The sequence below is a fragment of the Flavobacterium sp. HJJ genome (genome assembly GCF_015351475.1).
Taxonomy (GTDB): Bacteria; Bacteroidota; Bacteroidia; order Flavobacteriales; family Flavobacteriaceae; genus Flavobacterium; species Flavobacterium marginilacus.
On the sequence record NZ_JADKPR010000008.1, the window covers coordinates 115,618 to 142,313 of the forward strand.

The following is a 26,696-nucleotide window of genomic DNA, read 5'->3' on the forward strand; positions in this document are numbered from 1 at the left end:
TCTATTCTTTGACGAGTGATTAAATCTATGTGTCTATGTGGTTCATTTTTTATTTCATCGAGCGGTTAGGCTACTAATCTTTTATTTAAGATTAAAAAAATACCCGATCGGTTAATAATAACCAATCGGGTATTCAATTTGAAATTAACAATAATTCTTTATTTAAAAAATCTGGCTTGCTATCTGCCTGATATTTTCTGATTTCCCCATTGAATAATAATGCAGAACAGGAACTCCCGCCGCTTTCAGTTCGATAGACTGCTGAATAGCCCATTCGATTCCTACTTGACGGATTTCAGCATTGTTTTTACAATTATCAACAGCATTTATCAAATCTTCCGGCAAATCTATTCTGAAAATCTGAGGCAAAATCTGCAGATGTTTTTGTACCGCAATAGGTTTTATCCCTGGAATAATCGGAACTGTAATTCCCATTTCTCTTGCTTTTTTTACAAATTCGAAATATTTAGAATTGTCAAAAAACATCTGAGTTACTACATAATCGGCACCTGCATCTACTTTTTCTTTTAACCTTTTCAAATCAGTCTGCAAAGAAGGGGATTCTAAATGTTTCTCCGGATAGCCTGCCACACCAATGCAAAAATCGGCTTTGTTATCGATATCCATAACATCGTGCAGATATTTTCCGCAATTCAGCTGATTGATTTGTGTAACTAAATCCACTGCAAAATTATTTCCTCCCTCTTTTGGAACAAAAGACTGTTCATCCTTCATTGCATCACCGCGAAGTGCCATCACATTATTTATTCCTAAGTAATGACAATCTACCAGCATATACTCAGTTTCTTCTTTGGTAAACCCTCCGCAAAGCAAATGCGGTACAGTATCCACTTGGTATTTATGCTTAATAGAAGCGCAAATCCCCAAAGTTCCCGGACGCATTCTGGTCAATTTTTTGTCCAGCAGACCATTTCCTTTGTCAATGTAAATATATTCCTCACGGGAAGTGGTTACATCAATAAACGGCGGTTTGAACTCCATCAGCGGATCGATATTGTCATACAGTTCCTGAATGCTTTTTCCTTTTTGAGGCGGTATAATTTCGAAAGAAAATAATGTTTCTCCTTTGGCTTTTTCTATATGTTCTGTTACTTTCATTATTAGGTCTTAAAGTTTGAAAGTCGAAAGTCAAAAGTCACTCTCTTTATGCCTTTTACGACTATATTTTTAATCAACGATATTTTTAATCTTAAAGTTTGAATTTCGAAAGCCATATCCTTTGAGACTTTATGACTTTTGACTTTATGACTATTTTTAATCTGCAATATTAGGATTCAGCCATTTCATTGCGTAATCCGTTGGAACGTTTCTTCTTTTGGCGTAATCTATCACTTGGTCTTCTTTTATTTTTCCAAGACCAAAATACTTACTGTCAGGGTTTCCAAAATAATATCCCGAAACTGATGAAGCCGGCCACATTGCCATACTTTCGGTTAAGGTTACACCAATTTCCTTTTCAACATTCAGCAGTTTCCAGATCGTTGGTTTTTCCAAGTGATCCGGACAGGCAGGATAACCTGGTGCTGGACGGATTCCTTTATAATCTTCGTCGATAAGTGCTTCTTTGCTCAACACCTCATCCGATGCATAACCCCAGATTTCCTTACGGATTTTTTCGTGCAGGTATTCGGCGAATGCTTCTGCGAAACGATCTGCCAAAGCTTTAACCATAATCGAATTGTAATCGTCCAGATCCTTTTCAAATTCGGCCGCCCATTCGTCAACGCCAAAACCAGTGGTTACGCAGAACGCTCCCATATAATCCACTTTTCCGCTGTCTTTTGGGGCAATAAAATCAGCCAATGCGATATTTGGAGCTCCTTTTGTTTTTTGTGACTGCTGACGCAAAGTCAAAAATGTCTGTAATAGCTTTCCGTTTTCATCAGTCAGCTCAATATCGTCATCATTGATTTGATTCGCAGGGAAAATTCCGTAAATACCTTTTGCCTGTAATTTCTTTTCTTTCAAAATTACTTCTAACATTGCCTGCGCATCTTTAAAAACAGAAGTGGCTTGTTCGCCTACAACATCATCAGTCAAAATCGCAGGATATTTCCCGAACAATTCCCAAGTTCTGAAAAACGGAGTCCAGTCAATATACGGAACCAGTACATCCAAATCCACTTCGATAATCTGTTCGCCAATCACTTTTGGCTTAACAGGTTCGAAATGTTTCCAATCCAATTGTAATTTGTTTTTACGAGCCTGTTCGATTGTTAGGAAATTCTTGTCGCGCGAACGGTTCAGGAAAGTTTCTCTAAACGCATCGTATTCGGCACGAATATCGCTTGCATATATTTTTCGGTTGTGATCCAATAAATTTCCGGCAACGGTAACCGCTCTCGAAGCATCATTTACGTGAATCACAGTCGATTTGTATTGCGGTGCAATTTTCACGGCTGTATGCGCACGCGAAGTCGTTGCTCCCCCAATCATCACTGGAATGGTAATGTCTCTTTTATCCAATTCTTTTGCGAGATAGACCATTTCATCCAACGACGGCGTGATCAGTCCGCTCAATCCAATAATATCTACGTTGTGTTCGATAGCAGCTGCAACAATTTTTTCGGGAGGCACCATTACGCCTAAATCTACTATCTCATAATTGTTACAAGCCAATACCACAGAAACAATATTTTTACCAATATCGTGTACGTCGCCTTTTACGGTTGCCATCAGGATTTTTCCGTTACCTTGTTTGTCACCCGCTTGTTTTGAAGCTTCAATAAAAGGCAATAAATAAGCCACCGCTTTTTTCATCACACGGGCCGATTTTACCACCTGCGGTAAAAACATTTTCCCCGAACCAAACAAATCACCAACAACGTTCATTCCCGTCATCAGATTGATTTCAATTACTTCAATAGGTTTTGTGGCTGCCAATCTTGCTTCTTCAACATCAACCTCAATAAATTCATCAATTCCTTTTACCAAAGCGTGTGTAATACGTTCCTGAAAAGTTCCCGAACGCCACTCCTGTACCGCTTTTTCATTGGTTTTTCCCTCTCCTTTTACGCTTTCGGCAAAATCCAGCAAACGTTCTGTAGCATCATCACGTCTGTCCAAAATTACATCTTCAACATACTCCAGCAAATCTTTCGGAATATCGTCATAAATCGTCAGCATCTCCGGATTTACAATTCCCATCGTCATTCCGTTTTGAATCGCATGATATAGGAAAACCGAGTGCATCGCTTCTCTCACCACATCATTTCCTCTAAACGAAAACGAAACGTTACTCACCCCGCCGCTAATGTGCGCATGAGGCAGATGCTCGCGAACCCATTTGGTTCCTCTAAAGAAATCCAAAGCATTCAAACGGTGTTCTTCCATACCAGTTGCCACTGGAAATATATTCAAATCGAAGATGATATCCTGTGGTGGAAAACCAACTTTATTTACCAAAATATCGTACGAACGCTGACAGATTTCGACTCTTCGGTCGTAATTATCCGCCTGTCCTACTTCGTCAAAAGCCATAATAATGGCCGCCGCACCGTAGCGTTTTATTAACTGAGCATGATGGATAAAAGCCTCTTCTCCTTCCTTTAACGAAATCGAGTTAACCACACATTTCCCCTGCACGACTTTCAAACCAGCCTCAATGATTTCCCACTTCGAACTGTCGATCATAAGCGGTACACGCGAAATATCCGGCTCGGCTGCAATCAGATTCAGGAATTTGGTCATCGCATATACACCGTCAAGCATCCCCTCGTCCATATTGATATCGACAATCTGCGCCCCGCCTTCTACCTGCTGTCTCGCAATATCGAGCGCTTCCTCATATTTTTCCTCCTTGATCAATCGAAGGAACTTTCTGGAACCCGTCACATTGGTACGCTCCCCAACATTCACAAATACGCTTTCCGGCGTAATGATTAACGGTTCCAATCCCGACAATACAAGGTTTCTTCTTTTTTCTTTCATTTCTTTTTTGAGTTACTGAGTTTCTAAGATGCTTAGATTCTGAGTTTTTATTCTATGTTTTTTTCAAGGTTTCTAAAGCCTTGAAAGTATTTCTATTTTGGGCGTGACCACAAGGGTCGGGCTATCCGTTTCAAGTCCTCGTCTCGTCAAAAAGGACGAGACTGTGGGCTTTTCACTGCTATCCCTCACGCAGGTATTCTATTTCATGACAATAATTTATGCTGACAGAAATTTTAATTTTCATCATTAAATGAAATGAATTTCCAATAAATTATGTACCGTTCCTAAGGAACTCTTTTCTGCATCGTTTCAATTTTCAACGGAATAAATTCCGTTGCTACAAAATGGGTCGTTCCTACGGAACTATTTTTTCAATTGTCCAAACACTGTCTTGATTTTTTGAGACTTAATAAAACCAAATCTGTACATTTTGCAAACATATAATTCCAAATCAGCACTATCTCTTTAATATGTGAGACAATGTCTCACATATTGTAAATTAATTGTTCTTACGAAACTCCTCAATCGTATCTTCGCTAGCGCGAGCGTCCCGCTCGTGCCCATTCCAACTTCATCACCCAGTTTGTCATTCCGACGGAGGAGGAATCTCCATTTGCTATTCCACACCGTTGAGGACTTTGTTTGTCGTGTTACTTACGGAGATTCCTCGTTCCTCGGAATGACAAACTAGGCTTATTCTCTTTGTGGCACGAACTATAAATTATTCATAATATTGATCTGATTCTGGCAATGCTATTATTTCTTTCTTTTTATATAAAATATCCCAAATCATTTTATATAAATCCAAAAATGGTTTCGCCTTTTGATCATTTAAATCATTTGTATAACCTGTGTGATAACTTACGAATTTTTTTTTACCATTTGCATGAATCACTATACTCTCCGTAAAACTTGGATTTCCTACACTAATAATTCCTTTTGGCTGAAACTTAACTGGCATTTTAAAAAAATTGATTTTCATAATAAATGAATATATCTTTTCTTTTTCATCCTTTGTTAATTCCACTTTAATCGTTTTTTCTCCTTCTAAATATAACCTGTAAAAACTTGTATACTTAGAATTATAACTATCGTTTCCGCCACTATTAATCACAAAACTAAAATCAGCAGGAATTGAATGTTTTTCATTTTTTTGCAATATAACTGATGACTTTTCATTCTTAAAGCCGAACAAACTAAAAATGGCAAACACAATAATTACTGTTTTTAATTTTTTCATTTCTTTTTTATAAAATCATACAACCATCAACTAATTAAATTACGTCTCTATAAAAATTACATCACCGCAGTCGAAACCCTAGGCTTATAATCCTTGGCAATATCAGCAATCAGTTTAATGTGATCTGGAGTTGTTCCGCAACAGCCTCCTATGATGTTTATTAAATTATCGTCTAAATAACTTTTGATTTGTGCCTGCATTTCAGCAGGTGTTTCGTCGTATTCTCCAAAGGCGTTTGGCAATCCTGCGTTTGGATGTGCTGAAATATTGAAAGAAGTATGCTGCGACAATGTCTGCAGATACGGTTTTAACAAATCGGCACCAAGGGCGCAATTGAAACCTACGCTCAACAACGGAATATGCGAAACCGAAATCAAGAATGCTTCTACCGTTTGCCCGGAAAGTGTTCTTCCTGAAGCATCGGTAATGGTTCCCGAAACCATGATTGGAATATCAAGATTGCGTTCTTCCTTTACTTCTTCGATTGCGAAAAGCGCAGCTTTGGCATTTAATGTATCAAAAATAGTTTCTACCAAAAGCAAATCGCAGCCTCCGTCCATTAAGGCTTCTACCTGCTGTTTGTAAGCAATGCGTAAATCGTCAAAAGTTACGGCTCTGTAACCTGGATCGTTTACGTCCGGCGACATACTTGCCGTGCGGTTTGTCGGGCCGATTGAACCGGCAACAAAACGTGGCTGATTTGGATTTTTGGCAGTGAATTCATCTGCTGCTTCGCGGGCGATTTTTGCCGATTCGTAGTTCAGTTCATAAACCAAATCTTCTAAGTGATAATCTGCCATACCGATAGTGGTTCCAGAGAACGTATTCGTCTCTACAATATCAGCTCCTGCTTCAAAATAGGCGGCGTGAACGGCTTTGATTGCCTGTGGCTGTGTGATGGACAACAAATCATTGTTCCCTTTCAGCGGATGCGGGAAATCTTTGAACCGTTCGCCTCGAAAATCTTCTTCGGAGAAATTATATCGTTGCAGCATAGTTCCCATTGCTCCGTCGAGCACGAGAATTCTCTTTTTTATTTCTTCTTGAATTGTTGACATTTTATGTTTTATTTCTCGCAAAGACGCAAAGGCGCAAAGCTTTTTGTTATTGTTTTTTCAAATATTCTTTTGTTGACTCTGTTGTTTTCCTGCAAGGTTTTTTTTGACCTTATTAGGTATATCTCAGAATACCTACAAGCTTCTAAAACCATTCCGGATGACCCAAAAAAACAGGTCTCCAAAAAATCACAATTATTTACTCTTTAGCCCCGATTGCTTCGCCAGTTCGCTTCGCTCGTGTGTAGTGGAAATCCTTGTATGCCGGGGTTCGGCATATAAGATTACTTCACTATACTTCTATTTTCAGCGGAGTTCAGTGAACTTCGTTTACAACGGATAGCGGGAACGATGACTGCTAAAAATGCGCCAATCTTTCGCTCTAAAAAATTATCAAAATGTTATCTGGAAAAGGTTTGAAAAATACTGGATGTATCTTGTGTTATCTATCCGCGCGATGCGTGGTAGAATGTAGCACCTTTCTCGTGAGGACGGGAGGTTGCTAAGGTTTCATTGGGTCTTTTCCCTCCGCCTTTCGTGATAACGTTCAATAAAATTAGGAACGGCGCAAAGTTATGAAATAGCCTTGCGACTTACAAGTTTTTTTTCTTAAGTTGCTAAGATTCTAAGTTGCTAAGTCTCTAAGTAAATCTGAACGCAATAAAAAAGCTCAAACTATTTCGAGTTTGAGCTTTTTTAAAATCTTAGAAACTTAGTTTCTTAGCAACTCAACAACTTTTATACAATCGCTTTTACAACTGCTTTTGGAGCTTCTTTACGTGTACCGTCGAATCCGTCAACTCCGGAAACGGTGGTGTATTTCATCACATATTTTTTACCAGGATTGATAATTTGATAAGCGGCCTGGCACATTAAAGTGGCTTCGTGGAATCCGCAAAGAATCAATTTTAATTTTCCTGGATACGTGTTTACGTCGCCGATGGCGAAAATTCCAGGGATATTGGTTTGATAATCCAAAGCATTGTTTACTTTGATAGCATTTTTTTCGATTTCTAATCCCCAGTCTGCGATTGGACCTAATTTTGGAGTAAGACCAAAAAGTGGAATGAAATAATCCGTTGGAATGTTCATGTGAGCACCATCGATATCTACATCAACAGATTCTAAATGTTCTGCTCCATTTAAACCAACGACTTCTCCTGGAGTTATCATTCTGATTTTTCCAGCATTTTTTAATTCTTGTACTTTCTCTACTGAATCTAAAGCACCACGGAATTCGTTTCTTCTGTGAATCAAAGTTACCTCAGAAGCTACATTTGACAAGAAAATACTCCAGTCCAAAGCTGAATCTCCACCTCCTGAAATCACCACTCTTTTGTCTCTGAATTTTTCTGGATTCTTGATGAAGTATTTAATTCCTTTGTCTTCGTAAAACTCGATATCTTCGATAAGCGGTTTTCTTGGTTCGAAACTTCCTAACCCACCTGCAATGGCAATAACAGGTGCGTGGAATTTCTTTCCTTTATTGGAAGTAACAATAAAACTTCCGTCTTCTTGTTTTTCAATGGTTTCGGCACGTTCACCAAGGGTAAATCCTGGTTCGAACTGCTTGATTTGCTCCATTAAACCATCAACTAAATCTCCAGCCAATACTTCTGGAAACCCAGGAATATCGTAGATAGGTTTCTTTGGATATAATTCTGAAAGCTGTCCGCCTGGTTGTGGCAAAGCGTCAAGAATATGACATTTTAATTTTAATAATCCTGCTTCGAAAACTGCGAATAGACCTGTTGGTCCAGCTCCTATTATAAGTATGTCTGTTTTAACCATTATTTTTGTTATTTATAATAATTCTTAATAATACAAAGAAACGAATAATTTACTTTTCAATGTTGTTGTTACTCTTTATTTTTTATCATCGGGTTAAAACCCGACGCTATTCATTCTTATTTTTTAACGCTTGAGTGATTTCGTTCATTCGTTGGACTTTTTCTTCGAAATTTCCTTTTAGCGTTTTTCGGTATTCATTTAGGTTTTCGATCATTTTGTTAACATCCTCAGGGATTACTTCTTCAAAAAATTCCCTAAGCCTTTTGGCTGTTGTCGGTGATTTTCCGTTGGTCGAAATAGCAATTTTTACGTTTCCTTTGGTTACAATTCCGCCCAAATAATAATCACATAATGGTGGCGTGTCGGCGATGTTACAAATTAAATATCTTTTTCGGGCTAAATCATATACCCGCTTATTTACTTTCAAATCATCGGTACAGGCAATAACCATGTGGCGTTTTTTCAGCATTTTTTTCTTGAACTTCGCTTTGGTCAATGTAACCGAAGGATGATTCTCGGCTAATGCTTCCAATTCGGGCAGAAATTTTGTCGCCACTACCTCAACATTTGCATTTGGGCTGGATTTCAACATAAAAGACAACTTTTCTAACCCAACATTTCCACCTCCAACAATAAGCACATTGATATTGTGAAGTTTTAAAAATATAGGATATAATTCGTTTCTTTCTTCCATTATAATTTTATTTCGGCAGTTACAAATTCTTCGTAAAACCCTTTTAATTTGTTGCTTTCTTTCACCACTTCGCCAATAACGATAATGGCTGGAGAACTTAATTTGTTTTTGGCAACCACTTCTTCAATCGTGTTAATTGTTCCAACGCCTATTTTTTCATCTGGAGTAGTTCCGTTTTGAATAATAGCAATCGGAGTTTCTCCTTTGGATCCTTTTTGGAACAATGAAACAATTTGTGATAATTTGCTCATTCCCATCAAAATTACAACAGTCGCTGATGATTTTGAAGCAAGAGCAACATCATTTGATAAATTCCTATCAGAAGTTGTTCCCGTGATTACCCAAAAACTTTCTGAAATGCCTCTTTTGGTAATCGAAATCCCCTGACTCGCAGGTACTGCAATTACTGATGAAATTCCAGGAACCACAAATGTAGGAATTCCAAAACTTTCAGCGTATTCAATTTCTTCGCTTCCGCGTCCAAAAATAAAGGGATCTCCTCCTTTTAAACGCACCACATGACCATACGTAAGCGCATTATCAACAATCAATTGATTAATTTGGTCTTGCGTGTAAGCGTGATTGCCTATTTGTTTTCCAACAAAAATTTTGATAGCTTCTTGCGGAGCGTGATTCAATATTTCTTCATTTGCCAAAGCATCATACAAAACCACTTTCGCTTCAGCCAAGGCATTTGCGCCTTTCAGCGTAAGCAAGTCTGGATCTCCAGGCCCTGCACCGACTAAAGTTACTTTGGGTTGAATAGTATTAAGCATCAGCTAAATCTTTGGCTCTGTATTTTTCGATTGTATCAAAAAAGTTAATTCCTTCTTGAATATATTGTTTTGCAAATGCTTCAGAAGGAGAAACTGTATTTATTTGGTAAACCAATTCTCTGAAAGTAGTAGCCAATTCAATTTTTTTGCTTTCTACAAAAACAGTATCAAACAAATCTACAATTCCTGCATGGTTATTGGTTTTTTCATTTTCAGAAAGTAACAATGCTTTTGCACCATTTACAAAACCTGCGTAAGTATGATAAATAGCATCAGACCATTTTCCTTCATTGAAAGATTCTTGTGCAAACGTTAATTTATCTTTTGCCTCTAATAATAAAGTAGCTACTAAGTCAATTACAACACCAGCACATTCCCCTACTCCAACTGCTTTTACATAGTTATCGGCATTACCCCAATCTACGAAATCAGCTTCGGTCAAATTGGTTACATCTGATAACGGTTTCAAGAACTCATAGAAATATTTCTCTCCTTTGGCATCATAATAATCCAAGAAAGATGAACCATTAGCATTGGCTTCAAAATCATTTAAAATGTAACGCAAAGCATCTGGTCCTCTACGGCTTGGGATCTTGATTACTTTATCAGCAAAACGTCCTTCTCCATTTCCTAATCTTCCTCCTCCCAATAAAACCTGTAACGCTGGCGCTACCAATTTTCCTGAGTTGATAGACATTCCTTGGAAACCAATAGCTGACATATTGTGCTGTCCGCAGGCATTCATACAACCGCTGATTTTGATTTCAATTTCTTTGTTGTCACTGTATTGCGGGTATTCTGCTTTGATAACTTTTTCTAATTCATCAGCGATTCCGGTACTGCTTGCAATTCCTAGGTTACAAGTATCTGTACCTGGACAAGCCGTAATATCACCAATTGTATTGTAACCTAAAGCTACCATATCCAATTTGGCTAATTCCTGATAGAAGAAAGGTAAATTTTCCTCTTTTATGTTACGGATTACAATGTTTTGACGCAATGAAAAACGCAATTCGTTAGCTCCGTAATTTTTAATTAAATCGGCTAATAATCTCGCTTTATCCGTATAAAAATCTCCTAATAAAACTTTGATTCCGATTGCGTAATAACCCGCTTGTTTTTGAGCAATTATATTGGATGCTTTCCAAGCTTCATAAGCTGTAGCATCATCAATTGTAACTTGTGGTACTTCTAATAAAGGTTCTGGAATAGCACCTTCAAAAGCAGTTGTATCTATTTCGTATGTTTCAAAAGCGATTGCTTTTTTCTCTTTGGCAACCAAATCAAGAAAAACATCTTTTCCGATTTCTTTGATTAAGAATTTCATACGGGCTTTCATTCTTTTGGCACGCTCACCATATCTGTCAAAAATACGAATGATGCCTTCTGCTGTTGGAATGATTTCGTTAACAGGAATAAATTCGGATAGCAATTCGGCGTGAGCTGGCTGTGAACCTAAACCACCACCAAAAACTACTTTAAAACCTTTTTGTCCATCTTTAATTTTTGGAATAAATCCTAAATCGTGCAGATAGCTCAAAGCGGTATCTTCATCTGAAGAAGAGAACGAAATTTTGAATTTACGTCCCATTTCCTGACAGATAGGATTTCTCAACAAATACTGGAACATTCCGTGCGCATAAGGCGAAACATCGAATGGTTCGTTTACATCTACACCTGCCAATTCGCTTCCTGTGATGTTACGCACTGTGTTTCCGCAAGCTTCACGCAGTGTAATATCGTCTTTGGCTAATTCAGACCAAAGTTCAGGAGTTCTGTCCAGACTTACATAGTGAATCTGGATATCCTGACGCGTAGTGATATGCAGACGTCCCGTAGAATATTTATCAGATACCTCAGTAATTCTTTTCAGTTGCTCGCTGGTCACTTTACCGTAAGGCAATTTGATACGAATCATCTGGACACCTTCCTGACGCTGTCCGTAGATTCCACGCGCTAAACGAAGACTACGAAAACGCTCATCATCAATTTGTCCGCCACGGAATAAATGAATCTTTTTCTCTAAATCGATAATCTCTTTTTGAACTATCGGGTTTTCTATTTCTGTTCTAAAACTTTCCATTTCTTTTTAGTTGTTGGTTGTTAGTTGTTGGCTGTTGGTTGCTTTACTATCAACAAAAAACCATCAACAATCAACTATTTAATAAAACCTACTCCTGCTGTTGTGTTAGTCGATGCATCAATTAAGATAAAAGCTCCATTTGATTTGTTGTCATTATAGGCATCAAAATAAATAGCTTTACTCAATTTAATAGTAACTTCTCCAATTTCGTTGATAGACAATTGAGAAGCTTCTTTTGAACCAGAATAATCAGTAGCGATTACATTTTTTACGCTGTCAATTTTGGCCAAAACCCTGTTGGTATTGTGCTGTACAAAATATTTAGCTCCGGCTACTAGTTTTTTGCTGTCCATCCAGCAGACAGTTGTTGTAATATCTTTTTCTACTTTAGGAAGCTCGTTTGATTTTACAATCATATCACCTCTGGTCACATTAATATCATTTTCTAATTCGATAGTGATTGAAGAACCTGCCTTAGCTTCATCAAATTGCTGGTCAAAAAAGTGGATATTAGTCACCGTAGATTCTGTCAAAGAAGGAAGAACGGTTACTGCATCTCCAACTTTAATAGAATTTCCATATAATTTACCAGCATATCCTCTAAAATCGTGGTATTCTTCCGTTTTTGGACGAATTACGGTTTGTACAGGAAAACGTGTTTTTCCATTATCATAAATATCTTTTGATTCCAGTGCTTCCAAATGCTGAAGAATAGTCTGTCCTGTGTACCAAGGCATTTTCCCTAAAGTTTCCACTACATTATCTCCTGTTAAAGCACTCAAAGGAATGTAACTTACGTTTTGTTCTTTATATGAACTTTTCGCATTTAATGCCTGAAAATCAGTTTTGATTTTATTGAAAACTTCTTCTGAATAATCAACTAAATCCATTTTGTTTACCGCAACAATCACATCTTTTACTCTCAATAAGTTATTGATAAAAAAGTGACGGTACGTTTGTTCAATAACTCCTTTACGGGCATCAATCAAAATGATAGAAACCTGCGAAGTCGAAGCTCCTGTAACCATATTACGGGTATATTCTACGTGCCCTGGAGTATCGGCAATGATGTAACTTTTTTTCGCAGTCGAAAAATAAATATGAGCAACATCAATCGTAATTCCTTGTTCTCTTTCGGCAACCAAACCATCGGTAGCCAATGAAAAATCAAGGTAATCGTATCCTTTTTGTTTACTGCTTTTTTCTATTGCTTCTAATTTATCTGTAGTCAATGATTGCGTATCATACAATAATCTCCCGATTAAAGTACTTTTTCCGTCATCTACACTTCCTGCTGTTGCTATTTTTAAAACTTCCATTCTTAATTTTTTGTTTAAAGTTTAAAAGTTTAAGGTTTCAAGTTTTTCTAAATACCTCTATGTAAACTTCTAAATTTGATTTTTTATTTTAAATGCTGAATTTTAAATTTTAAATGCTTTGGAAACAATTCATAATTTATAATTCATAATTTACAATTATTAAAAGTACCCTTGCTGTTTTCTTTTTTCCATCGCTGCCTCAGAACGTTTATCGTCAATTCTGGCTCCTCTTTCAGAAATGGTAGAAGAACGAATCTCCCCCACTACCTCTTGAATAGTTGCCGCATACGATTCAACAGCAGCTGTACAGCTCATATCTCCAACGGTTCTGAAGCGAACAATTCTTTCTTCGACTTGCTCGTCTTCTTCTTGGTACACAAAAGGAGAGTGTGACCAAATTAAACCGTCTCTCAAAAAAACTTTACGTTTATGTGAAAAGTAAATCGATGGAATTTCGATCTGCTCTTGTTCAATATAACTCCAAACATCCAATTCTGTCCAGTTCGAAATTGGGAAAACACGAACGTTTTGTCCGTTTTCAATTTTTCCGTTCAAAAGGTCAAACAATTCTGGACGCTGGTTTTTTTCATCCCATTGACCAAAATCATCACGAACAGAAAATATACGCTCTTTAGCTCTTGCTTTTTCTTCATCACGACGCGCTCCACCAATACAAGCATCGAATTTGAATTCTTCGATAGCATCCAAAAGTGTAGTCGTCTGCAAGCTGTTTCTGCTTGAATATTTTCCAGACTCTTCAACAACTTTACCTGAATCGATAGCATCCTGTACGTTACGAACGATTAATTCCAACCCCAATTCGGCTACCAATTTATCTCTAAATTCAATAGTTTCCGGAAAATTATGTCCTGTATCCACGTGTAACAATGGAAAAGGAATTTTTGCTGGAAAAAATGCTTTTTGTGCCAAACGCACCAATGTAATCGAATCTTTACCGCCTGAAAAAAGCAAAACCGGTTTGTCAAATTGAGAAATTACTTCTCTGAATATGTAAATTGCTTCGCTTTCTAAAGCATTTGTTTTTAATACTGAACTCATTATTTTATTTGTTGATTGTTGATTCGTTAAATCGTTAAATCGCTGATTTGTTATATCGTTGAATATTCAACAATTAAACTTTTCCGATTAAACCTTTAAACAAATAACCGATTAAACTTTTTAAACTTTTATTTTTGGTGCAATCCGCATTCTTTATGGCTTGATTCCCATGACCATCTTCCAGCTCTAATGTCCTCTCCTTCGGCAATCGCTCTGGTACAAGGCGCACAGCCAATGCTTACGAAGCCTTTTTTGTGCAAAGCATTCTGTGGCACATTATTCTCGTCAATATATTTTTGAACATCTTCCAAACTCCATTTCAGCAATGGATTGAATTTTATGATATTGAAATGGGCATCGTATTCAAAGGCTTTCAAATCATTTCTGTTTTCTGATTGTTCAGCACGTAAACCGGTAATCCAAATTTCATTTCCTTTCAAGGCTTTCGTCAATGGAGCTACTTTTCGAATAAAACAGCATTCTTTTCTATTCTCAACCGATTCGTAGAAGCTGTTTGGCCCTTTTGTATTCAACAGATTTTCCACAGCACTGGCCTCTGGAAAATAGGTTTGAATAGCTACTTTGTATTTTTTTACCGTTCTATGAAAAACATCATAGGTTTCCTGAAACAATCTTCCAGTATCCAGTGTAAAAATGCTGATTGGCAATTCATTCTTGGCAATCATTGCAGTTATAACTTGGTCTTCCTGTCCAAATGAAGTCGAAAAAATCACTTTCCCTTTGTACTCATCAGCCAAAAAAGCCAAAGTTTCCTCAATCGAGAAACCGGCAGTTTTTTCCAATAAAGTATTTGCTATTTCTGTGCTCATTTTTATTTTCGTTTTCCTCACCCCAACTCTCTCCAAAGGAGAGGGAGAAGGCGGATTTGATTTTTATTTTAAATCCATTACCCTATCGGGTTACTAGATTACTTTGCAAAAGTACTACTTTTTTTTAAATTTTAAATAAATTTTAAATAAATTTTATAATTTAGAATGCAATGTCTGCCAGAGTGTTATTCTCAAGAACCTTGAGTGTATTGTCCCTAACCTGAGTCATTAAGCGGCGCGCACCACAGGTTATTTCGTCATCACAATCATCACATCTTTCATAAAAATTATGACTTGCACAAGGAAGCAAGGCAATGGGACCTTCGAGAATGCGGTACACTTTGGCCATACTGATGTCTTTTGGGTCTTTTATCAGGTAGTAGCCGCCTCCTTTTCCTTTTTTGGCTCCAAGAAAACCGGAGTTTCTAAGCAATAACAAAATACTTTCCAAAAATTTTATCGAAATATGCTCGCTTTGAGCAATATCAGCAATGGCAACAGGCTCTTTATTCTCGCGTCTAGCCAGAAAAGTCAGTGCCTTTATTCCGTATTTTGTTTTCTTTGAAAGCATGTTGATCTAAGATTGCAGATTTTAGAATTTAGATTTCAGATTTTTTTGAATCTAAAAAATCGTTTTTAAAATATATTTGCGAAACTACAAACTTTATCCTTTTGTAAGTCAGTTGTATGAAATTATTTTAAAAATTCATTACAGATTTCAATCGCGAAATCTTTATCTGTATAAAAATTGTGTTCTTTATTTTTTATGATTTCAAAAGCTATTGAATGTTTTTGAAACCAGTCATTATTTGGCTTATTAGTGTCATTTTCTCCGTAATAGAGTTTTATTCTTCCTTTCGGAGTTTCATTCTCATAACGCAGGCGTGTTGATGAAACAGCAAAAAAACTTCTAATATTCAGTCCTTTCAAAACCGCCTTCCATGCAATTCCACCGCCAATACTAAAGGCTAGAATATCAATTTCATTATTTTCCGCTTTCAAAAGATTCGCAACTGCTTTTTCTATCCCGCCATTAATAAACTGATTATGGAGATTTTCTTCGAAATATTCGGTTTTGTCAATTTCAGCCAATTCACAGCAGTCATAATATTGAATTACGAATTTCTCTTCCAATAATTCAGTATAAAATGAAACCCAATTAGATTTTTCCTTTCCCCATAAATCCGATAAAATGATTAATCTTGGTTTCATTATTGAATAAATGAATAGTATAAAATCAATAAACCCACGGCTGAAACCGTGGGCTATTGCTATAATTATAAACTTTAAGACAATGCCTGCTCCAAATCGACGATTACATCTTCTACGGTTTCCAATCCTACGGACACACGAACCAAACCATCTGTTATGCTCACGGCAAGACGCTCTTCAACGGTTAATTTACTGTGTGTAGTTGAAGCTGGATGCGTTACAATTGTTCTGGTATCACCTAAATTTGGCGACAATGAACATAATTTTATTTTGTTTAAAAATGCTCTTCCCGCTTCAATGCCGCCTTTCACTTCGAACGCAACAATATTACCTCCCAATTTCATTTGTTTTTGAGCGATTTCATACTGTGGATGCGATTTCAGGAACGGATATTTCACGCTGTTTACGTTTGGATGTTTTTCCAGAAACTCAGCCACTTTCAATGCATTTTCGCAATGTCTTTCGACACGGACTGCCAAAGTCTCCAAACTTTTTGACAATACCCACGCATTAAAAGGTGACAATGCAGGCCCTGTAAGCCTTGAAAACAGGTAAATATCTTTAATCAGGTCGGCGTTACCTACTGTGATTCCTCCTAATACTCTTCCTTGACCGTCAATCAATTTAGTTGCTGAGTGTATTACCAAATGCGCACCCCATTTTATAGGCTGCTGAATGTATGGCGTAGCGAAACAGTTATCGATAATCAAAATCAAGTTGTGCTTTTTGGCAATATTTCCCAAAAGCTCTAAATCAATAATATCAACAGCTGGATTAGTCGGTGATTCAGCAAAAAGTATCTTTGTATTTGGCTGTATCAAACCTTCAATGGTTTCTGGTTTTGTAAGGTCAAAATAAGATGTTTCAATACCCCATTTTGGATAATAATTCATAAACAAAGAATGAGTTGTCCCAAAAACACTGCTAGAAGACACAATATGATCTCCTGATTTCAGCAGAGCCATAAAAGTAGAATACACCGCAGCCATACCCGATGCAAATGCGAAACCCGCCTCAGCACCTTCCATTCTGCAGATTTTATCTATAAATTCGTTCGTATTCGGATTGCTGTATCGGCTGTAAATATTACGATCTTTTTCATCTGCAAAAGAAGCACGCATGTCTTCGGCGTCTTCAAATACAAAACTGGATGTTAAATATAAGGGAACTGAATGCTCTAAATATTGAGTTCTTTCTATTTGACCGCGGATGGCTTCGGTTTCAAAACCAAATTCTTGTTCGTTCATGTTTTTTTTGTTTGTATGTTTTTTAGTTTATGAATGTCTTTAGATTTTAGCTAATTCCACTCCGTTCAAAACTACTTTATAGTGTATTGTTGCTGTTGGTTCTACAGTTTTAGAAACTGAACAGTATTTATCAAAAGATAATTGTGCTGCTTTGGCCGCTTTGTCTTCTTTAATATTTCCTTCCAAAGAAAAAACAACGTAAATATCTTTAAATGGTTTTGCTTCACCTACCTGAACGCGCTCGCCTTCTACCTCAGCTTTGAAAGAAGTGATTTCCTGACGCTGTTTTTTTAGAATCGAAATCATATCGATACCGCTGCATCCTGCAACGCCCATCAATACTAATTCCATTGGGCTTGGCCCCATATCATTTCCTCCAAATTCTGGTCTTGCATCAACATTTACGATGTGACCGCGTTCGTTTTTTAACTCAAAATGGAAATTTTCGTTTACTCTGTTAAGTGTTATTTTCATTGTTATTGTTGTTATTTCCTCACCCCCAGCCCCTCTCCAAAGGAGAGGGGAGCCAAAGCAGGAGTTTTGTTATTTTTATTTATCCTCAGTCTCTAAATTATTATTACCCTTTAAATAATCTTCAATTATTGTCCTTGATGCTTCCATATCAGATTCATCAACTTGAAGTTTTACAGGATTTAATCCTCCCGCAGTAACAACCCAAGGCTCAATATTTGACATGAATTCATTTTGAGTAAAAACTGAAATTTCATTTCCCTCCAATAAATTTCTAACATTCATTGCCTCAAAATACGACCCGCTAAAAACTTCTACCATAGCTTTTTTTTAAAATCTGAAATCTAATTTCTAAAATATGCAATCTAAAATCTCTACCCTTTATCCGACAATCTCAAAATGTCTCCAAAAACACCTCTTGCCGTTACCGCAGATCCTGCTCCTGCTCCCTGAATCACGATTGGTCTGTCTCCGTAGGATTCGGTGTAAATTTCAAAGAATGAATCAGAACCTTTCAATCCGCCCAAAGCAGTATCTTTTGGTACAGAAACTAGTTTCACTTCAAGATTTCCTTTATCATTTTGCAAATCACCTGACAATTCACCGATGTATCTTAACACGTGATTTGGTTGTTGATCGGCTTTAATTTTGTCATAAATCGGATCAAACTCTTTCAATTTATTCAAGAAATCAGCGACATCTCCTTCACGTAAATGCTCCGGAATCAAGTTTTGGATTGAAATCTCCTCAAATTCATTTTGCAAATCTAATTCTCTCGCCAAAATCAATAATTTTCTACCAACGTCATTTCCGCAAAGGTCTTCCCTTGGGTCTGGCTCGGTGTAACCGTTATCGATGGCTTCTTTCAAAATATCACTGAAAGGAACATCCTTGGCAGAGAAATTATTAAACAAATAACTCAACGTTCCCGAGAAAACCCCTTTTATCTTCGTGATGTTTTCACCCGAAAGATGTAATAATTTTATTGTATCAATCAATGGCAAACCTGCACCTACATTTGTTTCATACAAATATGTTTTTTGGTTGTCTTCCAATACCTGACGCAATTGTTTGTAAAATGAATAACTCAACGTATTCGCCACTTTATTGGATGAAATTAGGTCAAAACTATTTTCTGCCAGTTTAATATAATTCTCAACAAAAGATTTACTTGCTGAATTGTCAATAGCAATCAAATTCTCCAAATGATTATCATTAGCGAAAGCGATAACATCATCAATTGTATAAGCAACTCCATTGTTTTGAATTTCATTTCTCCAGTTTGGCGAAACTCCGTCTTTATTCAAAAGCAGGCTTTTGGAATTAGCAATCGCAAAAACATTCAGTTTAATTCCCTTACGCTTTTCGATAGCTCCAGCCGATTCCAATATTTGGTTAATCAGCGTTCCGCCTACCAATCCATGACCAAAAACTGCAATGTTTATTTTCTTGGAAACTCCAAAAATCTCTCCGTGAATTACGTTCAATGCCTTGTTCAGCTCGGATTTTCTCACCACCAAACTCACGTTTTTCCCCGTAACCGTATTGTTGAAAAGGATAGGAACAATTTTGTTTTTAATCAAAGCTGTATAAGGTTTGTGAAACGTGCTCAAATCCTGTCCAATAATCGAAATCACCGAAACATTATCGGTAACCGTAATTTTATTGACGTCTTTGGAATAAAAATCGTTTTCAAATTCTTTTTCCAGTTCAATCATCGCTCGGGTCGCTTTATCGGCATCGACCACAATTCCGATTCCCCTTTCGGATGAACCCTGCGAAATGATACTCACACTGATTTCGTTGTCGCCCATCACTTTAAAAATTCGGGCATCGACACCAGTTTTACCAAGCAGTCCTCTTCCTTCCAGATTCACCAAAGCCACGTTTTCAAGAACCGAAAGCGTTTTAATTCCTTCCTTATTAGCATTTGACGTAATTAAAGTTCCTTGATTTTCATGATTGAACGTATTTAAAATACGAAGCGGAATATTTTTTTCCAGCAACGGAATAATCGTCTTTGCATGCAAAATGGTTGCTCCAAAATTGGCCAGCTCATTCGCTTCATTAAACGTCAAATGATCAATTTTTTTAGCATCAAAAACCAAATCCGGATTCGCAGTATAGATTCCATCAACGTGCGTGTAATTCTGAAGCTCTTTTGCATCCAGATAATTTGCAAGCAGTGAAGCCGTGTAATTACTGCCGTTTCTCCCCAGAGTCGTTGCTTCGTTTTTACTATTGGAACCTATAAAGCCTGTAACAACGTTCACCGTCTCACCATTGTGTTCCTTAAAATAAGCCACCACATTCTTCTTTGACAATTGCTCCACAGGCTGTGCATCACCGTAATTCGAATCGGTTTTTATCAATTCTCTAGTGTCGGCAAAATTGGCTTTTATGCCTTTTTTTACCAAAATCGCGGTCAATAATTTAGCCGAAATCAGTTCCCCTTTAGACAAAACCTCATCCTTAATTTTCACACTGTAATCCCCAATGAGGCTCACGCCTTCAAATAATTTTTCCAGCTTGCTGAACTCTTCAGACAAATCTACGTCTGCATAAACATCCTGCTGATATTTTTTAAAATCCTCAAAAAGCGGTTTGTAATCCCCATTTTTTGAAGCAAGCGCCAATATTGCTTCCAATTCATCTGTGGCATTCCCGCGTGCCGAAACTACTATCGCAATCTGCTCGCCCGCTTTCACCTTACTCTCAATAATTGCAACCACTTTATTGATTCCGTCTCCGTTTGACAAAGACTTTCCTCCAAATTTTAATATTTTCATTGTTTTACTCTTTTAAGTCAAAATCTAATTTCGACCAATTCTTTTATATCTTTTTCTGTTTTTTGTGGTCTCTTTAAGTTAATCTTATATTCTATATCGCAAAGACACTGAGCAACAAAGTTCAGGACTGATTTCTTTGCGTCTTCGCGTCTTTGCGAGAATTATATTTAGAAAAAGCCTTCCTAGAAAACCTTAACTTAATAACATTGCCCTCACGCGAATGCTAATCAATAACTTTTATAAAACCACAAACTGTTTATTTCTTAAAAAACACCTTTAAGCAAGCTGTCCAATTGTTTATATTCAATCAGGAAAGCATCATGCCCATGAATAGAATCAATCTCTTGAAACGTAACATTCTTTTTGTACTTCTTTAATGTTTCGTAGGTTTCTTTATTCTCTTTAACCGTAAAAAATAAATCCGAATTAATCCCGATAATATGTATATCTGCTTCTATCTGTGATGCCACCTCCACAAAAGATTCCCTTCCGCGAGCAATATCTATCGTTTTCAGCAGCTGATTCATCAATTTGTAAGCCGAAAGCTGAAAACGTTTCTGCAGTTTCTGTCCATGATGCTGTAACCAGCTTTCGATATTGAAAATCAATAATTCCTGATTCATCGTTCGGTCAAATTTTGCCTTAAAAGACTCCGGCGTTCTATAACATAACATGGCATGAATTCGGGCGTCTTCAATCGGCTTTGCCGAATTATTCAGAATCTGTTCCTGCAAAAAACAATTGGCAATCAGCCAGTCAGTCGATTTCCAGTCGGTCGCAATCGGAATTAAATGTTTTGTTATTTTAGGTTCCAATCCGGCAATTTCCCAAGCAATTCCACCACCTACAGAACCGCCGATGATGGCATATAATTGATTAATTTCAAGTATTTTCAGCCCTTCTATAAAAAGTTTTGCCACATCTCTCGCCGTAAAATCCAAATGGTTTTCAATAACTGTTCCGTCAAAACCATTTCCAGGCACATTAAAAGCAAGTATGGTATATTTACTAGTATCAATTGTTCTGTTTTCACCTATCAGTACATTCCACCATCCTTTAGACCCCACAACATGTGAGTTTCCGGTAAGTGCATGATTGACCAAAACAATAGGCGCAGTATGCAGATCACGTCCGAAAATTTCATAACTCAAATTGATCGAAGCATAAAAAGCACCACTTTCGGTAGTAAAATTTTGTATGGTAATTATAGTTGGTTTATTTTCCAATTTCAAATCTTTATTATTTTTTTGATTTGTACCGGAAATATTATGAAGAAAGCTGAAAAAAACTAGATGATTTTCTTTGTGTTATCTTTCCACGTTTGGGCGTGGTAGAATGCAGCACCTTCTTCGATAAATCGAAGGGTTGCTAAGGCTTCATCGGGTCTAATCCCTCTGCCTTTCTTTATAACATTTCAATACGTTTCTGAACTTAACGGTGCAAATTAACCACAATTTTATGAAACCACCAAATAATTATTCAACTGATATTTAAAACAGCCTTTCTTCAACATTAAAAAAATTGCCAAAGATTGCACTTATTCTCACGTATTTCTTTTTATACAAAAAGATATTCCGTGTTTTTATCTGTGCAATTTTTGGCAGATAATTTTAACCTGTCAATTTCTAGTGTTACGCCTGTTTTGTGTCAGATAAAAAGAGTTTCATTTTCTTTAGAATACATATGAAACAATAAAGAATTATTCCCTCTTCTCTCTTTCAAATCAAAATTTTCATCTACGTCAAATCTTGGGTGATCCAACTCTTTTTTTGGATTGAATGGTTCGATATTTATAGTTTTTGTAATTGTCCTTTTGAAGAACTCTACTGTATTTCTGATGTATGTTATCGTTTTCATGATATTGTAATTTTGTAATTATTTTTATGGCTTATACTTATTTTATACTTTCTCTTTTTTGGCATTATGAGTCTGCTCTTTAAAAAACAACCAGACGCTTTCTCTTTTAATACAACAAAAAAAGATCGACAGACTTGCTGTGTGAGATACTTTTGATTTTATTTTTTTAGAACTCATAATTTTATTTTTTTTATATTTTCTCTTAAACAAAAAACCCTTTTAGATACATATCCAAAAGGGTTTTAAGTTGTACTATAAAACTTATTCTTTTGGAATCAACAAATAAGGGCAGCCATCATGGCATTGACACGCATCATCTTCTTCTTCATCTTCTTTGCCTTGCAAATGGTAATCTTATTAGTGTAAAGCTGCTGCATGCTTAATTATTGTTTTACTTAATCTTATTATTGTTTTAATCTTTAAAAAAAATGACTTAGGAAATGACTAAAAAAAAACCTCCCAATAAGTTGGGAGGTTTTTGCTATATATTTTTTAATTTAAAATAAAGCTATATACACCTCCCCTTGCAGGTTTTCACCTGAATGGCTTTTTTAGACATATTGCAAAGATTAAATCTCATTTTTTCTGTTTTTATTTTGTTGTACAAATATCTAAACTTTTTTTCAATTTTCCAAATGCTAAACGTAAATTTAATAATAAAAATATATTAAGTTAAAACACTAACTATTTGCCAATCAATAATTTAAACAAATAGCGTCTAAATATTTTAATATTTCTTTCTCTTTTTTAACAAAATTTTCTCTTTTTTCACCGACTAAACAGCTGAAAATTAAGAAGAAAACAGGAAATCCTGATACTTTGAATGGATGGTTTGATAGAATAAAACCCCTACTGCGCCAAACAATGCGATAATAAAATGCAAAAATGGATTTGGAAAAAACGAAAAACTCAAAAAACTAATAATGAACAGCCTTAAAAAATCCAAATGAAAAATCCATTTTTTTTGATCCAGCATTGCGCCAGTTGCTATTACGCTCAAAATAATAAAAACCGTTATTAAAAAAATATTGAACGCAGTTATAAATTCTGCAAAAAGAATCGTCAAGAATAATACGATCATCGTCACAGCAGTTTTGGCTATAATTGAATTAGTCAGCTTCTTTGAATACTTAACATCAGCTTCAACCGTTTTTTTAGAAAACTTTCTTTCCAAAAGCAATCGGATTCTGGCATCAATATCATTTGGACCTCCAAAAATTACTTTGAATTTCTGTTTCGCAGTTTTAGCCATTCTAAAAGCAACACTTAATTCGAGAACATAATGAAAATGCTGCCACAAAAAACTATAGCTTCCTAATGATTTGGTTAATCCAAATTTAGGCTCCGTGGTTTCTTCTATAAAAGTTCCAAAGATTTTATCCCATATAATCAGCATATCACCATAATTTTTATCCAAATACTCGGGATTACTGCTATGATGAACCCTATGGTGTGATGGCGTTACAATAATATATTCCAGCCAGCCCAGTTTGCCAACCAGTTGTGTATGTGTAAAAAAAGGATAAGTCCCGTGAATGAGCAATAACACCGTAATCATATGTGCATTGAAACCAATAATGGGCAGAACGCACCAAAACAAACCTCTTGCAACAGCCTGAAAAACGGTTATTCTAGCAGCAGCTGTATAATTAAAATCGTCACTTTGATGATGTACTATATGTGATGCCCAAAAAAGATTAACAGTATGACCAAATCGATGGTACCAATACCAAAGCAGATCGGTAGCCAAAAAAAGTAAAACCCAGGTTGTCGCGGTCGATTCAATTGAAAAAATAGAGAAATTTGCATTTAGCCACGAAAAAATAAAGAAAAATGTTCCCGTAGTCAATAGGTCGGCGATACGTTCTGCGATTCCGACGTTTAGATTGGCAACACTTTCGTTAAAATGATGAAGTTTTTTATTTTTCCTTACACTAATATAGTATTCCAAAAGCATGAATATTGCAAAAAATGGAACTGCAAGTGCTATATAATTTAAATTCATATGTAAATTTTATTGCTTTTTATTGGTCATATGTAATTGATGACTGTTTATATTTTATTAGAATCATCGAACTACGTTTCGCATATAATCATTGGTGCTTGCGACCAATTTGTAGTAATGCTCATTTCATTGGGGATTTAATTATTGGCTTTATAGCCAAATTGCTTCTTTTATTTTTATTTTTTCGCTTACTTTTAAAATATCCACGAGAATTCCCCTTGCAATTGTTTCCGTCTTTTTTCCTGAAGTATCTCCACGTACAACAATTGGATTATTTCCTCGGGATTGTGTATAAATTTCATAAACTGTTTCGGTTCCTTTTAATTGACCAATAGCGGAAGAAACGGGTTCAGAAACCAGCTTGACTTCAAATTTATTTTCTGGAATCGAAATTTCTCCAATATATCTTAACACTTCATTTTCTGGCTGCGTAATTTTGGCCACTTCAAAATCTTTGTCCAACTCACTCGCATTAGATAAAAACTTTGATTTGAGATTTGAATCCTCCAGACCGTGTGTCAAAAGTGAAGTTATTTTTATATCCAAAAACTCTATCTCTTTGCCCAATTCTCTTGCTAAAACCAATACTTTCTTTGCTGCTCCAATTCCAGAAAGCTCTTCTTTAAAATCAGATTTTAGCAAACCTTTTTTATCTGCATCGTTTAATATAGAAGAGAAAGACACCGCTTCTGATGAAAACCTATTAAAAATATAGCTTAATGAATCCGAAAAAACGCCTCTGATTTTTGTTATTTTTTCTCCTGAATAATACAAATCACTGATGATTTGCAAAACCGGAATTCCTGCTCCAATATTAGTTTCATACAAAAATGACTTATCAAACCTTTTTAGATTTCTTCGGATTTCTTTATAAAAATCAATGTGCAATATGTTTGCTTTTTGATTCGCAGCCACAATATCAAATCCGTTTTGAATTAAGGGAATATAATGTTTTACTAATTCTGAACTTTCCGTAGCATCTACAATTATTACGTTTTCCAATTCTTTGATTTTAACAAACTCAACAATATCAGCTATTGTAAAAGGAAACGCTAACTTATCGAAATTGGCTTCCCAACTATTTTTGACTCCCTCTTTTTCAAAAAAAGCTAAAGTTGAGTTGGTAATGACAGGGAAGCGCAAATCGATATCTTTCTTTTCCTGATAGAACTGCTGGCTTTCAATAATCTGATTTATCAATGCGCTCCCCACGCTTCCAATTCCAAAAAGGATTACATTTATTTTAAGCGCTGGCATAGAGGTGCTGTTTACTAAAGTTAAAAATTGGCTTCAAAATATCGGACAGCTGATTGAATTCTATCAAATAAGCATCATGCCCGTGAATGGATTGAATCTGGTGATAAAAAACATTCAGCTTTTTATTGGTCAATTCTCTGTAGGTTTTACGGGTTTCCTCGGCGATAAACAAATAATCTGTATCAACAGTTACAAGATGAATATTGCTCTCAATTGAATTGGCAACAGTCAAAAAATCGGGTCTGTTTCTAGTAATATCAATTGTTTTGAGCAAATGATTCATCAATTTATAAGCCGCTAACCGGTATCTGTTTTTTAATTTAAAACCATGATCTAACAGCCAATTCTCAATTTTCAGCGCTGATAATTCATCCAATTTGCTTCTTCTGAATCTTTGATTGACATATTCGGGAGTTCTATACAGCAATGTTGCATGCAGACGAGCATCCACAATTGGATCATCCGAGTGGTTTAAGATTTGATCCTGAATCAATACATTGGCAATAACCCAATCGGTAGCTTTCCAATCGGTAGCAATCGGGATTAGATTATCAATCTTATCAGGCTGCAAAGCGGCCATTTCCCAAGCTATGGCTCCGCCTAAACTGCCACCGATTACGGCATATACATTTTTTACTTTCAAATAAAACAAGCCTTCCCAAAAGATTCTGGCAATGTCGCGAACACTAAAATCGCGATAATTATCAATCAGATTCTCAATATTATCATCATAGCCATTGCCTGGAATATTGAACGCAATAACCGTAAAATAATCGGTATCAATTGCTCTGTTTTCGCCAACAATACCACTCCACCATCCTTTTTCACCAGTAACTTTAGAGTTTCCTGTCAAGGAATGGTTTATTACCACAACAGGAGCACTGCCCAGCGGTCTCCCGAAGACATTATAAAACAAAGGCAGATATGCTTTTTGCTTTCCTATTTCTAAATCAAAATTAAAGAGATCTATTTTTTCTAAATTTTCCATATCATTTAAAATTATTTTTTGTAAAAACTACCTTAGGCTGACAATCCAAAGTAGCTAAGGCAGTTTTACTAA

The 26,696-nt window shown here is 36.2% G+C and carries 22 protein-coding genes and 2 riboswitches; all 22 genes read right to left on the reverse strand.

The genetic code is table 11. The features are described 5' to 3' along the window. Positions 1-162: 162 nt before the first annotated feature. The 22 genes from metF to IRZ80_RS08690 all read right to left on the reverse strand — a co-directional run bounded on the left by metF (position 163) and on the right by IRZ80_RS08690 (position 26,624). Entirely contained in the window at positions 163-1,119 is a 957-nt protein-coding gene (gene metF / locus IRZ80_RS08585) for a methylenetetrahydrofolate reductase [NAD(P)H] (protein ID WP_194641149.1), read from the reverse strand. A 156-nt stretch (positions 1,120-1,275) separates the two neighbouring features. Beyond that, on the reverse strand, positions 1,276-3,951 hold the full coding sequence (metH, locus tag IRZ80_RS08590) for a methionine synthase (protein WP_194641150.1): 2,676 nt from the start codon (positions 3,949-3,951) through the stop codon (positions 1,276-1,278). A 721-nt stretch (positions 3,952-4,672) separates the two neighbouring features. After that, on the reverse strand, positions 4,673-5,191 hold the full coding sequence (locus tag IRZ80_RS08595) for a hypothetical protein (protein WP_194641151.1): 519 nt from the start codon (positions 5,189-5,191) through the stop codon (positions 4,673-4,675). Positions 5,192-5,247: 56 nt separating this feature from the next. Beyond that, the gene (locus IRZ80_RS08600) at positions 5,248-6,249 is read right to left on the reverse strand and encodes a homocysteine S-methyltransferase family protein (protein ID WP_194641152.1); all 1,002 of its coding nucleotides are present in this window, start codon (positions 6,247-6,249) and stop codon (positions 5,248-5,250) included. Between the two features lie 436 nt (positions 6,250-6,685). Continuing rightward, a riboswitch (SAM riboswitch) is annotated at positions 6,686-6,793 on the reverse strand. Positions 6,794-6,984: 191 nt separating this feature from the next. Beyond that, positions 6,985-8,037, reverse strand: coding sequence for an NAD(P)/FAD-dependent oxidoreductase (locus tag IRZ80_RS08605; RefSeq protein ID WP_194641153.1), 1,053 nt, complete (start codon positions 8,035-8,037; stop codon positions 6,985-6,987). A 106-nt stretch (positions 8,038-8,143) separates the two neighbouring features. Continuing rightward, a complete protein-coding gene (locus IRZ80_RS08610; RefSeq protein WP_194641154.1) occupies positions 8,144-8,731 on the reverse strand; it encodes a bifunctional precorrin-2 dehydrogenase/sirohydrochlorin ferrochelatase in 588 nt (195 codons plus the stop codon). Continuing rightward, entirely contained in the window at positions 8,731-9,507 is a 777-nt protein-coding gene (cobA, locus tag IRZ80_RS08615) for a uroporphyrinogen-III C-methyltransferase (protein ID WP_194641155.1), read from the reverse strand. The genes IRZ80_RS08610 and cobA overlap by 1 nt, the downstream gene beginning before the upstream one ends. After that, entirely contained in the window at positions 9,500-11,590 is a 2,091-nt protein-coding gene (locus IRZ80_RS08620; RefSeq protein WP_194641156.1) for a HEPN domain-containing protein, read from the reverse strand. Before IRZ80_RS08620 ends, cobA begins: the two co-directional genes overlap by 8 nt. A gap of 74 nt (positions 11,591-11,664) precedes the next feature. Then, a complete protein-coding gene (locus IRZ80_RS08625; RefSeq protein ID WP_194641157.1) occupies positions 11,665-12,909 on the reverse strand; it encodes a sulfate adenylyltransferase subunit 1 in 1,245 nt (414 codons plus the stop codon). A 159-nt stretch (positions 12,910-13,068) separates the two neighbouring features. Continuing rightward, positions 13,069-14,022, reverse strand: a complete 954-nt coding sequence (gene cysD, locus IRZ80_RS08630; protein WP_317174749.1) for a sulfate adenylyltransferase subunit CysD — start codon at positions 14,020-14,022, stop codon at positions 13,069-13,071. 74 nt (positions 14,023-14,096) lie between these two features. Then, entirely contained in the window at positions 14,097-14,798 is a 702-nt protein-coding gene (locus IRZ80_RS08635) for a phosphoadenylyl-sulfate reductase (RefSeq protein WP_194641158.1), read from the reverse strand. Between the two features lie 160 nt (positions 14,799-14,958). Continuing rightward, positions 14,959-15,369 (reverse strand): RrF2 family transcriptional regulator, encoded by a 411-nt coding sequence (locus IRZ80_RS08640; RefSeq protein ID WP_194641159.1) that lies wholly within the window; start codon positions 15,367-15,369, stop codon positions 14,959-14,961. A gap of 122 nt (positions 15,370-15,491) precedes the next feature. After that, positions 15,492-16,010 carry an alpha/beta hydrolase gene (locus IRZ80_RS08645; protein ID WP_194641160.1) on the reverse strand — a complete coding sequence of 173 codons (519 nt, stop codon included), beginning with the start codon at positions 16,008-16,010 and terminating at the stop codon, positions 15,492-15,494. A gap of 74 nt (positions 16,011-16,084) precedes the next feature. Then, on the reverse strand, positions 16,085-17,257 hold the full coding sequence (locus IRZ80_RS08650; RefSeq protein WP_194641161.1) for a trans-sulfuration enzyme family protein: 1,173 nt from the start codon (positions 17,255-17,257) through the stop codon (positions 16,085-16,087). Between the two features lie 39 nt (positions 17,258-17,296). After that, the gene (locus tag IRZ80_RS08655; RefSeq protein ID WP_194641162.1) at positions 17,297-17,731 is read right to left on the reverse strand and encodes an OsmC family protein; all 435 of its coding nucleotides are present in this window, start codon (positions 17,729-17,731) and stop codon (positions 17,297-17,299) included. Between the two features lie 75 nt (positions 17,732-17,806). Further along, positions 17,807-18,049 carry a DUF2007 domain-containing protein gene (locus IRZ80_RS08660; protein ID WP_194641163.1) on the reverse strand — a complete coding sequence of 81 codons (243 nt, stop codon included), beginning with the start codon at positions 18,047-18,049 and terminating at the stop codon, positions 17,807-17,809. A gap of 53 nt (positions 18,050-18,102) precedes the next feature. Next, entirely contained in the window at positions 18,103-20,517 is a 2,415-nt protein-coding gene (gene thrA, locus IRZ80_RS08665) for a bifunctional aspartate kinase/homoserine dehydrogenase I (protein WP_194641164.1), read from the reverse strand. Positions 20,518-20,780: 263 nt separating this feature from the next. Further along, a complete protein-coding gene (locus IRZ80_RS08670) occupies positions 20,781-21,743 on the reverse strand; it encodes an alpha/beta fold hydrolase (RefSeq protein WP_194641165.1) in 963 nt (320 codons plus the stop codon). A 78-nt stretch (positions 21,744-21,821) separates the two neighbouring features. Then, positions 21,822-21,930, reverse strand: a riboswitch (SAM riboswitch). 234 nt (positions 21,931-22,164) lie between these two features. After that, a complete protein-coding gene (locus IRZ80_RS08675; protein WP_194641166.1) occupies positions 22,165-22,374 on the reverse strand; it encodes a hypothetical protein in 210 nt (69 codons plus the stop codon). Positions 22,375-23,164: 790 nt separating this feature from the next. Further along, entirely contained in the window at positions 23,165-24,379 is a 1,215-nt protein-coding gene (locus IRZ80_RS08680; RefSeq protein WP_194641167.1) for a sterol desaturase family protein, read from the reverse strand. A gap of 150 nt (positions 24,380-24,529) precedes the next feature. Further along, positions 24,530-25,636, reverse strand: a complete 1,107-nt coding sequence (locus IRZ80_RS08685; RefSeq protein ID WP_194641168.1) for an aspartate kinase — start codon at positions 25,634-25,636, stop codon at positions 24,530-24,532. Further along, a complete protein-coding gene (locus IRZ80_RS08690; protein WP_194641169.1) occupies positions 25,623-26,624 on the reverse strand; it encodes an alpha/beta fold hydrolase in 1,002 nt (333 codons plus the stop codon). The genes IRZ80_RS08685 and IRZ80_RS08690 overlap by 14 nt, the downstream gene beginning before the upstream one ends. Positions 26,625-26,696 lie beyond the last annotated feature (72 nt).